14 protein-coding genes are annotated in these 14,925 nt (G+C 55.5%); 7 read left to right on the top strand and 7 right to left on the bottom strand.

The window, feature by feature from the left end; genetic code table 11:
* Positions 1-122: 122 nt before the first annotated feature.
* Positions 123-434, top strand: a complete 312-nt coding sequence (locus tag ACZ5D1_RS08130) for an IscA/HesB family protein (protein ID WP_011367923.1) — start codon at positions 123-125, stop codon at positions 432-434.
* 95 nt (positions 435-529) lie between these two features.
* On the opposite strand, the gene ACZ5D1_RS08125 is transcribed toward ACZ5D1_RS08130, so the two are convergent.
* Together ACZ5D1_RS08125 and ACZ5D1_RS08120 are read right to left on the bottom strand one after the other, a co-directional pair.
* The gene (locus tag ACZ5D1_RS08125) at positions 530-1,834 is read right to left on the bottom strand and encodes a CgeB family protein (protein ID WP_464554542.1); all 1,305 of its coding nucleotides are present in this window, start codon (positions 1,832-1,834) and stop codon (positions 530-532) included.
* A gap of 17 nt (positions 1,835-1,851) precedes the next feature.
* Complete coding sequence (locus ACZ5D1_RS08120; RefSeq protein WP_464554541.1) at positions 1,852-3,150, bottom strand: glycosyltransferase family 9 protein; 1,299 nt, start codon at positions 3,148-3,150, stop codon at positions 1,852-1,854.
* A gap of 131 nt (positions 3,151-3,281) precedes the next feature.
* Between ACZ5D1_RS08120 and ACZ5D1_RS08115 the strand changes: the two genes are divergently transcribed.
* From ACZ5D1_RS08115 to ACZ5D1_RS08090, 6 genes are all read left to right on the top strand, one after another.
* Complete coding sequence (locus ACZ5D1_RS08115; RefSeq protein ID WP_273194543.1) at positions 3,282-3,944, top strand: precorrin-2 dehydrogenase/sirohydrochlorin ferrochelatase family protein; 663 nt, start codon at positions 3,282-3,284, stop codon at positions 3,942-3,944.
* Positions 3,931-4,755: a cytochrome C assembly family protein gene (locus ACZ5D1_RS08110; RefSeq protein ID WP_011367927.1), complete on the top strand. Its 825-nt coding sequence runs from the start codon at positions 3,931-3,933 to the stop codon at positions 4,753-4,755. Before ACZ5D1_RS08115 ends, ACZ5D1_RS08110 begins: the two co-directional genes overlap by 14 nt.
* A gap of 3 nt (positions 4,756-4,758) precedes the next feature.
* Complete coding sequence (hemA, locus tag ACZ5D1_RS08105; protein ID WP_011367928.1) at positions 4,759-6,111, top strand: glutamyl-tRNA reductase; 1,353 nt, start codon at positions 4,759-4,761, stop codon at positions 6,109-6,111.
* Positions 6,108-6,443 (top strand): hypothetical protein, encoded by a 336-nt coding sequence (locus tag ACZ5D1_RS08100; protein ID WP_011367929.1) that lies wholly within the window; start codon positions 6,108-6,110, stop codon positions 6,441-6,443. The genes hemA and ACZ5D1_RS08100 overlap by 4 nt, the downstream gene beginning before the upstream one ends.
* A gap of 57 nt (positions 6,444-6,500) precedes the next feature.
* Positions 6,501-7,574: a tRNA lysidine(34) synthetase TilS gene (gene tilS / locus ACZ5D1_RS08095; protein ID WP_464556510.1), complete on the top strand. Its 1,074-nt coding sequence runs from the start codon at positions 6,501-6,503 to the stop codon at positions 7,572-7,574.
* 75 nt (positions 7,575-7,649) lie between these two features.
* On the top strand, positions 7,650-8,321 hold the full coding sequence (locus tag ACZ5D1_RS08090) for an adenylate kinase (protein ID WP_011367931.1): 672 nt from the start codon (positions 7,650-7,652) through the stop codon (positions 8,319-8,321).
* A gap of 135 nt (positions 8,322-8,456) precedes the next feature.
* Here ACZ5D1_RS08090 and ACZ5D1_RS08085 read toward each other — a convergent pair whose 3' ends face one another.
* The 5 genes from ACZ5D1_RS08085 to glyQ form a co-directional block, all read right to left on the bottom strand.
* The gene (locus ACZ5D1_RS08085) at positions 8,457-9,902 is read right to left on the bottom strand and encodes a TrkH family potassium uptake protein (protein ID WP_011367932.1); all 1,446 of its coding nucleotides are present in this window, start codon (positions 9,900-9,902) and stop codon (positions 8,457-8,459) included.
* Positions 9,903-9,912: 10 nt separating this feature from the next.
* Positions 9,913-11,310 carry a Trk system potassium transporter TrkA gene (gene trkA, locus ACZ5D1_RS08080; RefSeq protein ID WP_011367933.1) on the bottom strand — a complete coding sequence of 466 codons (1,398 nt, stop codon included), beginning with the start codon at positions 11,308-11,310 and terminating at the stop codon, positions 9,913-9,915.
* A 206-nt stretch (positions 11,311-11,516) separates the two neighbouring features.
* Positions 11,517-11,780: a 30S ribosomal protein S20 gene (rpsT, locus tag ACZ5D1_RS08075; RefSeq protein WP_011367934.1), complete on the bottom strand. Its 264-nt coding sequence runs from the start codon at positions 11,778-11,780 to the stop codon at positions 11,517-11,519.
* 156 nt (positions 11,781-11,936) lie between these two features.
* Positions 11,937-14,027, bottom strand: a complete 2,091-nt coding sequence (gene glyS, locus ACZ5D1_RS08070; protein WP_464556508.1) for a glycine--tRNA ligase subunit beta — start codon at positions 14,025-14,027, stop codon at positions 11,937-11,939.
* A gap of 11 nt (positions 14,028-14,038) precedes the next feature.
* Entirely contained in the window at positions 14,039-14,923 is an 885-nt protein-coding gene (gene glyQ / locus ACZ5D1_RS08065) for a glycine--tRNA ligase subunit alpha (protein WP_011367936.1), read from the bottom strand.
* Positions 14,924-14,925: the final 2 nt, after the last annotated feature.

Raw genomic sequence — 14,925 nt, 5'->3', positions numbered from 1 at the left:
TCCACGGAAACGGGCAATTTTCAACCATGCTAGAGTTTTCATCTATGGGTTTTGCCGTTTGCATTGACAAAGCTTGCTGCGGCCCTTACTTGTTGCCCATACCAGAACCGTGGAGGAACGGAATGTTCGAACTTACCGATACCGCTCACAAGGAGCTGGAATCCTACTTTGCGGACAAGGAGCGCACTCCTATCCGTGTGTATCTTGCGCCCGGTGGCTGAAGCGGCCCCAGGCTGGCATTGGCTCTGGATGAGCCAAACGAATCTGACAACGTATACGAAGTGAAAGGTTTCACCTTTGCCGTAAACAAAGAACTGATGGAACGGGCGGAGTCCATCAGGATTGATCTCTCATACATGGGATTTCAAGTTGAATCCGGTCAGCCTCTCGGCAGCGGCGGCGGCTCTTGCAGCAGCTGCTCCTCCTGCGGCTAGACAAACACCCGCACCACCGGCCTTCCCGCAGGGAAGGCCTTTTTCATGCACACACAAAAAGCGGGGCCGCCATATGGCGGCCCCGCTTTACCTGTTCAGGCATACTGTTTTTTCCACTCCTGCAAAAAAAGCAGTGCTGTTTCCAGCTCCGTCAGAGTGCCTTTACGCTGCCGCACCGCCCAGCACAGATCATCAAATGACGCATCTGCCGGCAGGCCCAGGCGTTCGAGCAACTGCCCGAGCTCCGCTGTGAGCTCCGATGGCAGTTGCGCACCGTGCAGGGCACTTTCCAGCGTACGGCGCACTGCCGGCCACGAGGGACGCTTTGCACGCACAAAATCAAGCAAGGCCTGCATCCGGTGCTCATAAGTATGCTCACACAGCACCCTTTCTCTGGCACGAAGAGCATACGCCTGCCGCGCCTCTTCATCCTCCAGATAGTCCCGGATCAACCCGTGCAGCTCCTCCACAGAGCTGAAGGTGACAAGTTCATCACAGGCAAAAAGTTCGGGCAGCAACGACCGTTCGTCCACAAGCTGAAACGCGCCGCACGCCGCCAGTTCAAATGTCCGGGGATTAACAAAATCTCCGCGGCCGACCAGTTCACTGGCGTGCACACTTGAATGCAGGTTAAGGTTGATACGGGTGGCATTATATATTCTAACCGCATCTTCGGGTGAAACGCGCGCCCCGCCAAGCTGTACATGGCGCTGAAGCAAAGGCTCGCCTTCCCACTCCGTACCCCATATTTTAAAATCATATCCGGTAAACTGCCTGAACGCCAACCGTCTGTTGGGATAACCGGCCCCCATAAACGAGACATCGGCACCAAACCGGCGCTTTTCCACGGGGCTGAGGTCCACAGGCTTATGGAACGAGGCAAGAGCCGCCAGAGGCAGATACAGAGCGCCATCCACACCCAGTTCTTCCAGCTTGTCCAGAAAATCATCCTTCTGGATAACTGCAAAAAAGTCATAGTACGGTGCAAAAGCACGCCAGTATGTGAACAGCCGATGGTCTTCCACAAACCACATGGCCGTTGCCACCCCGTCTCTGCGCAGCCTTTTGAGCGCCTGTCTGCTCAGAGGGGCCTGAGCAAGCGCCAGCACCAGATCAGGCTCAAAGGTCTCCACCTTGGCCAGCACCGCCTGCGAGACCACCTGCAGAAAACTGTTTTCCAGATACTCCAGACGATCGGTGGTGACACGCAACCCCTTCAACGCCGAAAAGGCCGAATGAAAATCCGGAGCCTCGAAAACCTCGACGGTATGCCCCAGATTACGTAACGCATCAACGCAGTACCGTCCCACGGGCAACGATCCGCCATACATGGGAAGCACCACCAGCACCCGCGCCTTTTCACCGCGCGACGCAGCATCATCACAAAGGGAACTGTTCATCATCACCTCGAAATAAATCAGCAGAAACCCGGCACGTCCGCGACATCCGGAAAGTCCCGCCCCGCCGCGTCCAGCATCCAGTCGCTCTCGCTGAAAAGAAAACGGCCCAGACTGTCCTGCAGTGCCATATCCTGCATGGCGCTCAGGCCTATGAGCCCAGCCCCTGCTTTGGCCGTTTCCGGGCACACATGCTCCGCTACCAGCCGCCTCAGCTCCCGCCGCTCCGGCGCGGCCATATCCTCTCCGAACACGGGCAGATACGTCACACCCACGGCATCAAACATGCTGACAAGACCGGACAGATGCTCCGGATACGCTTCTGCGGCCTTACCGGCCAGCACCTGAAGAAACCGTTTGTCGGCAAAGGGAGCGAGGCAGGCCACGGACACAGGACACGGCCGGTTTTCCTCGCACGGGGAGCACTGAACCATTCCTTGCCAGACTCTGTGCCCCATACCGTAAGGGCCCGTCTCGAAGCACCAGGCGGAAGAAAGAAAAAAAGCCTGCACGGGCGTACCCAGATGAGCAGCAAGATGCATGGTGCCGGTATCGGGAGTTATCAGCGTATCCAGCGTACCCACCACTTCGGCAAGGTCCGTGTACCCTGTTTTGCCCGCCAGCGTTACGGTACGCTCCACCATGGGGCCGGAAAAGTGGCGCATCAGCTGTCTGGCCAGCGTTTTTTCCGCAGCGGTGCCCAGCAGTGTTATTGCCGGACCTCCGGTTCCCTCAAAAACCGCCTGCACACAGGCGGCAAGCACTGCAGGCGGCAACGAGCGGCGTGAATCACGTCCGGCCAACACCACGCCTATACCGCCTCCCCCGCGTGCCGCCACGGGATTAACTTCTCCTGCACACACAGGGTTGCGCGCAAAATATGCCCAGAAGTCAACAAGATTGAGCGGTGCTATGCGGCGTTTTCTTGTCCAGCGAAAGGCCAGTCTTGCCCACAGCGGCACCACAGGCTGCCCGCTGCGCATGGCATACCCGCGCACACTGTCAGCATCAAACAAAGCGGACAGCGAAAAATTAAGACGCGAAAAATTAAGATTATATACAGCGTCAAAACGCTCTGAAGCCAGCCTGCCGAACAGCATTCTGCTTGCGGCAAACACTTCCGCCGGAGAACCCGCTCCTCTGTGTGCCGCAAGGCCGTGCACGCAGAGCTGAGGATATACCAGACGGGCAAGCGGAACCAGCGAACTGTCCACAGCCAGATGCACCTCGTCATAGCGGCCGATCAGCGTCAGAATGAGCCGCTTGGTCTGTATAATGTCCCCGAATCGGGCAAGCTGAATCACCAGTGCTTTTTTCATGTATTCTCTCTATGCGTAATACCTTTTTTTACTAGCCTATTCCGTCATCAGCGGCAAGAAGACCACACCGGCACTTTCCCCTTTTCCTTTACAGCGCACAATTGTATAACGCGGCAATGCGATATTACCCCATGTTGCTCAATCTTCAGGGAGCCGCCTGCCTCATCGTCGGCGGCGGGGAAGTAGGCAGGCGCAAGCTGCAGGCACTGCTGCCCTGCGAGCCCGCCTCCGTTCTTGTGGTCGACCCGCGCACCGCCTCTCCGGATTGGCAGGACTTGCTATCCGGCGGTACGGTAGTGTACGAATGTCGTCCATTTGATGAAAATGATGTGACCGGCAAGGCGGTTGTATTTGCCGCTACGGGCAACGCCGCAGTAAACGCCGCAGTCGCCCGCGCCTGCAGGCACAACGGCATCCCCTGCAACGTGGCCGATGCCCCGCAGTCCGGCAGCTTCATTGTTCCCGCGCACTTCACCAGCGGAGACATTCTGGTCGCCCTTTCCACGGGGGGGCACAGTCCCGCTCTGGCACGGCGCATAAGGTCCGATCTTCAGGAATGGTTCGGAGACAGATATACCGCTCTGGCTGCCTTTATGGGCAGGGTGCGGCCTCTCATTCTGGATATCGGGCTTGAAACACACCGTAACACGGAAATTTTCAGAAATCTGGTCAATTCAGACCTCGCAGAAATGCTCCGGCATAACCGCAACACAGAAGCAGAAGCTCTTTTACGGAATCTGCTTCCCGAACAATTGCACAACAGAATCGGAGAGTTGCTGAATGAGCTTGCTTAAGCTGCTTACCCTGACCATTATCGTGCTCTACTTTCTGGGCACCTGTGTCGAGCTGTTCGGGCTGGTTACACGCCGCCAGCGAGTGACAAAGGCGGCATCGTGGCTTACCGTTGCCGGTTTCGGCGTGCATACCCTGCTGCTGGTCTTCAACATTCTCGACTCTTCATGGGCCGAAATGACCAAAGGGTATTACATGCAGATGCTCTCATGGAGCATGCTGCTCATCTATTTCATCATATGGTGGAGAATGCGTCTGGCCTTTCTGGCCATCACGGCCGCACCGCTGGCTCTGTTGCTGTTCATTTCCTCGTTGCGCATCACGGTGGTCCAGTCGGCTTTTCCGGCTTCCATGTCCGGCCTGTTTTTCAGTCTGCACATCGGGTCGCTTTTTCTCAGCCTCGGCTTGATGACCATGGCCTTCGGGGCGGGGCTCATATTCCTTTACCTTGACAAAAAAATTAAAAACAAGGACAGGTTAAGCGGTTTTGCAAAAGACCTTCCTTCGCTCAACGCCTTTGACAGAGTAAACCATGTAGCCGTCATGTCCGGCTTTCCGCTGTACACACTGGGCATGGCCAGCGGTTTCATTTGGGGGCACATCCAATGGGGACGTGCCATCACATGGGACCCCAAGGAAATGGTTTCTCTTGTGGTCTGGTTTCTGTTCGCCCTGCTTTTCCATCATCGGCTGGCACTGGGCTGGAGAGGCCGAAAGGCGGCAGTATTGGCCGTCTGGCTCTTTGCCCTAACCGTGTTTTCGCTTGTCGGCGTTAACTATTTCATGCCCACACACCACAGCTTTCAGCAGTAAATCATGGATCAGGAAATATTCATCATCGGTTTGAACCACCGTACCGCCGACGTGGAAGTACGCGAAAAGTTTGCGCTTACAGGCTGTACTTCTCTGGAACCCGCGGTGATACCGCTGGGCAACGGCATAAGTGAAGTCATCATTCTTTCCACATGCAACCGTGTGGAAATAATGGTCGCCGGACGCGGCGATGACGTGCCGGACACTGTGCTTTCACTGTGGGCCAATGCCAGAGGCCAGCATCCGGAAGAACTGCGCCCCTACGTCTACATCCACAGGGGGCTTGCAGCCGTTGAGCACCTGTTCACCGTGGCTTCAAGCCTCGATTCCATGGTGCTCGGAGAACCGCAGATTCTGGGACAGCTGAAAGATGCCTACCGCGATGCCGTGGCACGCAACACCACACGCGTCATTCTGAACAGAATGATGCACAAGGCTTTTTCCGTAGCCAAACGTGTGCGCACAGAAACAGCCGTGGCTTCCAGTGCGGTTTCCATCAGCTACGCCGCCGTGGAACTGGCCAAACGCATTTTCGGCGAAATGAACGAATACAAAGCCATGCTCATCGGTGCGGGCGAAATGGCGGAACTGGCCGCAACACACCTGCTGAACTGTGGTGTGAATAAAATCTATGTAGCCAACAGAACCTTTGAACGCGGGCTTGAGCTGGCAAAACAGTTCGACGGCGAAGCCATTCTTTTTGAAGAGCTGTTCACCCGTCTGCCCGAAGTTGACATTGTCATCAGTTCCACAGGAGCGCAGCAGGCCGTCATAAGGGCAAAAGACATCCGTGACGTACTCAAACGCCGTAAAAACAGGCCCATGTTCTTCATTGACATCGCCGTGCCCCGTGACATTGATCCGGATGTGAACAACCTCGATAACGTCTACCTCTACGACATCGACGACTTAAAAGAAGTTGTTGAAGAAAACCTGTCGCACCGGCGCGAGGAAGCCGCCAAGGCTAAAGCCATTGTCAGATCCGAAACAGAAGTCTTCGGCCGCTGGCTGCGCTCGCTGGATCTGCAGCCAACCATTGTGGACATGTATTCCCGGTCCACTGAAATCGCGCAGGAAGAACTGCTGAAGACACTGCGCCGCATAGGGCCTGTGGATGAAAGCACTCAGAAAGCCCTTGAGGCAATGCTCAACGCCGTTGTGAAAAAAATTCACCACGAACCCATCTGCTTTCTGAAAAGACGATACGAAGAAGAGGATTCCGGCCAGCGCTACATAGACTTTGCGCGGCGCATGTTTAATCTGGATAACGAGCCGGAACAGCCGGAAGCACATAAAAACCGCAAACGGCCGCAGCCCGACCTGCCTGCCGGCTGTCCGGGGAAAACCATTCTATGAAACTTTACGTCATTGAAGACCTGCAACCGGAAGACATCTCGGTCATAACCGGCCGCCTGAAAGCCATGGAGCTTGAAGCCGGTCTTGAAGACCTGTACTGGCTTCCGGTTCCGCCGGAGCACCTGACCCCCGTGCAGAAAGAGCATCTGCCCCGGTGCGGCCCCTATGCCATGGCACTGGAAATTTCCGGCGATGCCCTTAGAATGGAACTGCTGGTCCGTGCACGCAATATGCTGCGCTGCGAATGCATCGCTTACGCGTCTCCGGCTCTGCAATCCCATATGACCGGCTATCTTGACTCTTTGCTGTCAGAAAACGGCATCGCCATCTGAACGGGACAGCCCTTTTCCGCCGTTATACCGCGTTAAAGGGCTGCCGCCCACCCTGCCATGCCGTACCCGCCACTGCCTAACCAGCTTCCTGCAAGGCTGCAGGATATCCCCGCGCCGCAGGCACGTCTGTGTCTGGATGTCGGGCGTTTTATGACGGAACAGCTTGCCCGTACCGGCTGTATTTCCCGCGAGCAAGCCCTGAGCAGTGCCCCCCTGAACGGATATACGATGCTGGCGGCTTGTTCCGGAGGCGCCGACTCCACAGCACTGCTGCTCATCCTGCATTATCTGGCTCCGCGCATGGGACATACCGTAGTTGCCGTTCACCTTGACCATGCGCTGCGACAGGAAAGCGCAGACGACGCGCGCTTTGTCAGTCAGCTCTGCTCCGCCGCCGGCATCAGGCTTTTTTCAGTCCGTACAGACGTTGCGGATCTGGCGGCCGCCGGACGCTGCGGTCTGGAGGAAGCAGGCCGCAAAGCACGTTATGCCTTTTACGCGAAAACAGCCGCCCTTTTTTCCCGCCCTGTCATATGTACCGGCCACCATGCGGATGATCTTAAGGAAGACGTGCTCATGCGCCTTATCCGCGGTGCAGGCTGGCCGGCACTCGGCGGAATGCAGGCCGTCATTCCCGAACGGAGCCTGCTGCGCCCCCTGCTTGTGACAGAAAAGAACAAGCTGACAACTTTTCTGGAAGCCTGCCGGTGCCCATGGCGCGAAGATGCTTCAAATTCTGACCCGTCGTTCACCCGCAACCGCATCCGCAACACCATCATTCCCCTGTTGCAGCAGGAAAATCCTTCTTTCGGAACCACAATCACAGAACTGTGGGAAGCCGCAGCCGCTGACAGAGACTACTGGACAGACGTGCTGCCCGAACTGGCACCGGACAAAAACGGCCAGATTTTCATTGCCCGCAGCACACTGCAGGGTCTGCACAAAGCAGGCCGGCTGCGGCTGTACAAAAAAGCTCTGGAAGCTCTGGGCGCCGGACAGCCGCTGCATGCCTCCATCATGGCGCTGGAACATGCCTGGCACAGAAATCAGGGGGGCAAGTGCATTCAGTTTCCCGGCGGAAAAACAGCCAGGATACGCCATGGCGGCATATGCTTCTGCCTAACCGCCTGATTCTTTTTTATCCGATTGACAGGTTGCGATTCTTCGCAGTATGACTTCGTGAAATAAATGACAAGGAGGAATGACGTGAATATACTCATCTTCGGCCCCAACGGTAGCGGTAAGGGAACACAGGGTTCTCTGGTTAAGCAGAAATACAATCTGGCCCACATCGAATCCGGTGCCATCTTCCGCGAACACATCGGCGGTGGTACGGAGCTTGGTAAAAAAGCCAAGGAATACATCGATCGCGGCGATCTGGTCCCCGACGAAATCACCATTCCCATGGTTCTTGAAACGCTCAAGAGCAAGGGTGCCAACGGCTGGCTGCTGGACGGCTTTCCCCGTAACATGGTGCAGGCTGAAAAGCTGTGGGACGCGCTGCAGGCCGAAAACATGAAACTTGACTACGTCATCGAAATCCTGCTGCCCCGCGAAGTGGCCAAAAACCGCATCATGGGCCGCCGTCTGTGTGTCAACGACAACAACCACCCCAACAATATTTTCATCGACGCCATCAAGCCCGAAGGCGACAAGTGCCGCGTATGTGGCGGCGCGCTGAGCAGCCGTGCTGATGATCAGGACGAAGGTGCCATTAACAAGCGTCATGACATCTACTACAACACCGAAGACGGCACTCTGGCCGCTGCCTACTTCTACAAAGACCTCGCAGCCAAAGGCGCCACCAAATACATTGAACTGAACGGCGAAGGCGACATCAACTCCATCAAGGAAACCTTGCTGGCCCAGCTCGCCTAGTCTGATCTCTTCCGCCACAAAAAGGCCCCCGCTGAAAGCGGGGGCCTTTTCTTATGCATACGCACCGACAGCAAGCAGGCGGTACATGTTCTGCGCGCGTGTACCTTCCGCACCACTGCCAGCGCCAACGGCCGGTTACTTGCGCCAGAACTCAGGCACAAAGAGGATGAAAACAGTATAGATTTCCAGTCGGCCCAGCAGCATGCACAGTGTCAGCACCCACTTGGCAGCCTGAGGCAGGTGGGCAAAATTCTCGGCGGGACCTACGGACCCCAGTCCCGGGCCGATATTGCCTATGCAGGCCGCCGTGGCGGAAAAGGCCGTCAGCACATCAACCCCCATAGCTGCTATGAGCGTGGATGACAGTACAAACAACCCGATATACAGAACAAAAAATCCCAGCACACCGGAAAGTACCTCTGCCCGCACAATGCGGTTGCCCAGCTTGACATAAGATACCGAGTGCGGATGGATCAGTCTGAAAATTTCATGATATGCCTGCTTGAGCAACAACAGCACTCTCATACATTTAATGCCGCCGCCGGTGGACCCTGCACACCCGCCAAGAAACGTCAGAAACAGCAATACTGCCATGGTTACGGGCGCCCACTGTTCATAATCCGCCGTGGCAAACCCGGTTGTTGTACAGATGGAAACAACCTGAAAAGCCGCATGACGCAATGCTTCAAGAAAACTGTCGTACTCTGTGCCATACACGGCCAGTGCAACCACAGCCGTACTGACAAGCACCACGACCGTATAAAAACGAAATTCCGCATCCTTGAGAAAAGCCCCGGGCTCTCCCAGCAGCAGACGGAAATGCAGAGAAAAATTAACACCCGCGATGAACATGAATATAATGATGACGGTCTGCAGGTATCCGCTGTCGTAGTGCCCCACAGAAGCATTCTTGGTTGAAAAACCGCCCGTGGCCATGGTGCCGAATGTATGGCAGATGGAGTCGAACACATCCATTCCCCCGAAATACAGCAACACAGCCTGCAGCACGGAAAAAAGCAGATAGACCTTCCACAGAGCCATGGCTGTATCTTTGATGCGGGGCTTGAGCTTGTCAGGCACAGGGCCGGGCACTTCGGCTTTGTACAGCTGCATGCCCCCCACGCCGAGAAAAGGCAGAATGGCAAGTGAAAGCACAATAATACCCATGCCCCCAAGCCAATGGGTGAGGCTACGCCACATAAGCAGACCGCGGGGGACTATTTCGATATCAGTCAGCACCGTGGAGCCGGTGGTGGTAAAGCCAGAAACGGATTCGAAAAGCGCATCGGTAAATCCCAGCATGCCGCCGAACCAGAAAGGAAGCGCTCCGGCAATACCCGCCCCTATCCACCCCAGAGCCACAATAGCCATGCCTTCTCTGTGGTTCAGCAGGGTTTTGGTCCGCTCACGGAAAACGGCAATCAGGCAGCCGCCCGCAATCACTGTTATCCCCATGGAGTACAAAAGCGGCAATATACTTTCATCCTGATAGTATACGCCGAACATCAGCGGAAAAATCATGGTAAGTCCAACGGAGCAAAGCAACGCCCCGATGACATACAATGTATAGCCGATACGCATTACAAGCCGCCTAGTACGCCTTGAGCTTGACCATAAGAGCCTGCTCAACATCGGAAACCGCCTGACGTGTGGAAAGAATCAGGATGCGGTCCTGCGGCTCGATAACAGTGTCGCCGCTGGGGATGACGACCTCGGTGCCGCGCACCAGAGCCAGCACCAGCGCTCCCTTGGGAAAGCTCAGCTTATGGATGGGTCTGCCCACAATATCTGACTGCGCTTCCGCCAGCGCCTCCATCACTTCAGCCTCTTCCCCGCGGATGGCTACTGAAGAAAGCACCTTTCCTTTGCGGATATAATGCAGAATGCTGTTCACGGCTGACAGACGCGGGCTGACCGAATGCTCGATGCCGATGGCGCGGACAAGCGGCTGGTAAGCCACCTTGTTGATGCGCGCAACGGTTTTGCGCACGCCCATATTCTTTGCCAGCAGTGAGCAGAGAATATTGGTCTCTTCATCAGAAGTCAGACACACAACGGCATCCATGGTTCCGGCGTTTTCTTCACGCAGCAGATCCTGATCGGTGCCGTCACCGTGCAGAACAATGGTCGAGTTCAGCTTTTCTGCCAGCACAGCACAGCGTTCCTCATCGCGGTCGACAAGTTTGGTATGATAACCTTTACGCTCGAAAAGCGTGGCAAGACGCATACCTATGTTTCCACCACCCACAATAAGAGCACTCCGGATAGGGTCTTCCAGAGCGGCAACCACATTGCGGACCGATTCCAGGCTGGATTCGGTGCAGACAAAGTAGACCACGTCGTCTGCTCTGATTTCATCCATACCGGTAGGAATTATCAGCTCATCATTGCGCACTATGGCCGCAATGATCACATCGCCGTCGGAAATCACCGTCCGGAAATTCATCAGCCGCACACCGACAAGAGGTCCGGAACATATACGCATGCCCACCATGCGGATGCGTCCGTCGGCAAACTCGCTGTAATCAACGGCTCCCGGCAACGAAAGCAGCCGGTCGATGTTTTTTACCACTTCCACTTCAGGATTGATGATCATGCTTATATTAAGAATATCCTGAGCCAGAGCATCGCGGTACAGCGTATATTCTTCATTGCGTATGCGGGCCAGCTTGGTAGAAGCAGGCGAAATAATATTGGCGAACAGACATGCTATGATATTGATCTCGTCACTGTCTGTCACCGCCAGAATAATATCGGCATCTTCTGCACCGGCGTCGTGCAGCACCACGGGGCTGGATCCCGACCCCCTGATGGTCTGTACATCAAGAGCCTCGGCCACCCTGCGCAGGGCTTCGGGCTGCTGGTCCACCACCACAACCTGTTTATTCTCACGGGTCAGCCTGTGGGCTATGTGGTAGCCCACCTCACCCGCGCCGATAATAATAACCTTGAGCTGTTCAGCTTTCGGTTCTTTACGAAACAAACGCATTGTGCAATCCGTTCTCAAAAGATGAAACCAGAGGGACGCATCTGCCGGTCAACCATGGTCACTAGCAAAAGGACGGGGCCTGTTCAACCGCTATAACATGCCGTCAGCATTTACCAACATGCACAGTGGTGCGCGGGGCGCCCGGCAGAACAAAAAAGCCCGCCACCGAAGTGACGGGCAATACTAACTAGAGCAACAATACGATATTACTCGATTCCGTCCACAGCCTTGCTGAGACGGGAAATCTTACGGGCGGCGTTCTTCCAGTGAATAACGCCCTTGCTGGAAGCCTTATCCAGCACGGACATAGCGTCGGTCAGTTTTGCCTGAGCCTGCTCTTTATCCTTTTCCGTAACAGCTGTGCGAACGGCTTTGATAGCGTTCTTGATACGGGTTTTGACAGCGCGGTTACGTGCGGCTCTTTTGACACTCTGCTTATGCCGCTTAATGGCAGACTTATGGTTAGCCAAGGGACTCCCTCCAAAAAAAAGGCTTCTATGTGAAAAATTATATTTGACCTACTGGAACACTGGGGAACGAGTCATTTACAGTCAAGGCCGGACTCTTGTCAACCCTGACAGACTATTTTTTCCCGGCTGTTCCGGCAATTTTTTGCCTTGCCACCGTTACATCTGCAATGCACCGAAATCAGCAAGACGCCCAAGACGCTGCACAAGAGACTGCAGCAGATTCAACCTGTTACGTCTGATATGCGGATCTTCGCACATGACCATGACGCTGTCAAAAAAAGCATCCACGGCCGGACGAAGCACACCCAGCAGACCAAACAGCGCATGGTAATCATCCGCGGCCCACCGTGCTTCAAAATCAGGGGCGATGTCTTCCAGCGCACCGGCCAGCGCCTTTTCAGCTTCGTCCTCAAACAACGAAGCATCGTAGCAACCATCCAGTCCGCCGTCTTCCTCCTGCCCCTGCTTGCGGATAATATTCGCCGCACGCTTGAATGTAAGCACCGCCTGACCGAATTCTGCAGATTTGCTGAAACGGTCCAGAGCCTCCAGCCGGGCACCTGCGGCCCACACATCGTCGGCACCGGCATGCAGCGCGGCTTCCACAAGAAGCGTTTCATGCCCTTGTGACACAAACAGGTTTTTCAGACGCAACACAAAGAATTCATGCAGCTTTTCGGCTGCCTGCTCAGGTTCCAGCTTCCATTGACGTTCACCGTAGCCTTCCTGCGCGTATCTGAAAAGCTCGCGTACATCGAAACGAAGACCTTTTTCCAGCATAATACGCGCAATACCCAGCGCACAACGCCGCAATGCATACGGATCGGCCGCACCTGTAGGAATCATGGACAGTCCGAAACAGCCAGCCAGCGTATCAGCCTTGTCAGCTATGGAAAGCAGCGCACCGCACAAAGAATCAGGAACAGGGCTTTCGGGACCGGCCGGCAGGTACTGCTCGCTGACAGCCTGGGCGACAATCTCGTCCTCTCCTTTCCGGCGTGCGTAAATGCCGCCCATGATCCCCTGCAGCGAATCAAACTCGTACACCATTTCCGAGACAAGATCAGCCTTGGACAACCGGCCTGCAAGGGCGGCCTGTTCCTGAATATCAGGAGCCACGGCGGCAGCCAGCCAGCGGCACAGCCTTTCCAGACGGCGCGTTTTGTCACCCATGCTGCCCAGCGGAGCAAGAAAGATGACGTTATCCAGCTTGGCAAGCCAGCTGTCAAAATCGGAAGCAAGGTCCGCCTTCCAGAAGAAGCGGGCATCTTCAAGACGTGCACGCAACACCCGCTCCCAGCCTTTTTTAACCAGCGCGGAATTCTGCGGCGTCATGTTGAGCACAGTCAGAAAGTGCGGCATCAGGCTGCCATCGGCAGCGGCAACACCAAAGCTCTTCTGATGGCTTTCCATACTGGTCAGCAGAACCTCTGCCGGCAGTTCCAGAAAAGATGGATCAAAATCTCCCAGACAGGGAACAGGGTGCTCGCAAAGGCCCTGTACTTCGTCCAGCAGGGAGTCTTTCCAGAGGATACGGCCACCGGCCTGTGCGGCAAGGGCGTCTCCACCTTCTACGGTCACGCGGCGCCGGTCGGCAGCGCACAAGGTGACATGGCACTTATCGCGCACGGTACCGGCATAGGCGTCTGCTCCGGAAACCTCAAAAGGCCCCGGACCATGAACCCTGTGCCCACAGGTTTCGTTGCCGGAAACAATCCCCGCCACTGTGAACGGTACTACTTCACTGTCAAAGAGGGCCAGCACCCAGCGCAGAGGACGGCCGAACGTAAAATCGCCGCTCCCCCACTTCATTTTTTTAGGGAAAGGTAAAGCTGCAATGATCTCAGGGGCCACCTCTGACAGAATTTCCTGTACGGGACGGCCGCCGGTTTTCTTGCGCACCGCAAGGTATTCACCTTTATCGGTGGTCAGCGTGAAAAGCTCGTCCAGCTCAGCGCCCTGCGTTCTGGCAAATCCTTCGGCCGCCTTGGTAGGCCGGCCTTGTGCGTCAAAAGCTATACGCACGGGCGGACCGGAGACTACTTCTTCAGCTTCGCGCTGCACGGCATCAATATTTTCAATGGTCAGAGCCAGCCTGCGCGGGGTTGACTGCACATTCAGAGTACCGAATTCCACATTGGCTGCTGCAAGCGCAGCCTCAAACCGCGAAGCAATCTCCTGCTCCAGTCCGGAAAGGAAACGGGCAGGCAGTTCTTCTGTTCCAATCTCCATCACGAAAACAGACATATATGACTCCCCTATCCTTTCCTGATTCCGGTATTGAGCATGGGATAGCCCATTTCCTCACGCTGTGCGGCATACAGCCGCGCCACGGAAGAAGCAAGCACACGCACTCTGCCGATATACCCCGTTCGTTCCGTAATGGAAATCGCTCCGCGAGCATCCAGCAGGTTGAACGTATGCGAGCACTTGAGGCAATAGTCATACGCAGGCCAGAGAAGCTGCTTTTCACACAGGCGGGTGCATTCGCGCTCGTACGCATTGAAAAGTTCCAGCAGCATGCCCGCATCACTTTCTTCGAAATTGTAACGGGACATTTCTACTTCGTTCCGATGGTAGATATGCCCGTATGTCACAGTGTCATTCCACATCAGGTCATAGACCGACTCTTTTTCCTGCAGATACATGCACAGCCGCTCAAGACCGTAGGTAATCTCGACACTTGTCGGGCTTAGATCAATGCCGCCGACCTGCTGAAAATACGTGAACTGAGTGACTTCCATACCATTGAGCCAGACTTCCCAGCCGAGCCCCCATGCCCCGAGCGTCGGCGATTCCCAGTCATCTTCCACAAACCGGATGTCGTGTTCTGCGGGGTTGATGCCAAGAGCGCGCAGGCTGTCGATATAAATCTCCTGCACATTGTCGGGAGAAGGTTTGAGAATGACCTGAAACTGAAAATAATGCTGCAGGCGGTTGGGATTTTCTCCGTAGCGGCCGTCCGTGGGACGTCTGGATGGTTCCACATACGCCACATTCCACGGTTCGGGGCCGATCACGCGAAGAAAGGTGGCAGGGTTGAACGTCCCCGCACCACATTCGCTGTCAAAAGGCTGCTGTATGGCACAGCCTCTGCGGGCCCAGAAATTCTGCAGCGTAAGAATAACGTCTTGAAAGTTCATAT

Source organism: Oleidesulfovibrio vietnamensis, assembly GCF_055388115.1.
The sequence above is the reverse complement of the archived record's forward strand: the minus strand, read 5'-3'. Positions and strand labels throughout refer to the sequence as shown.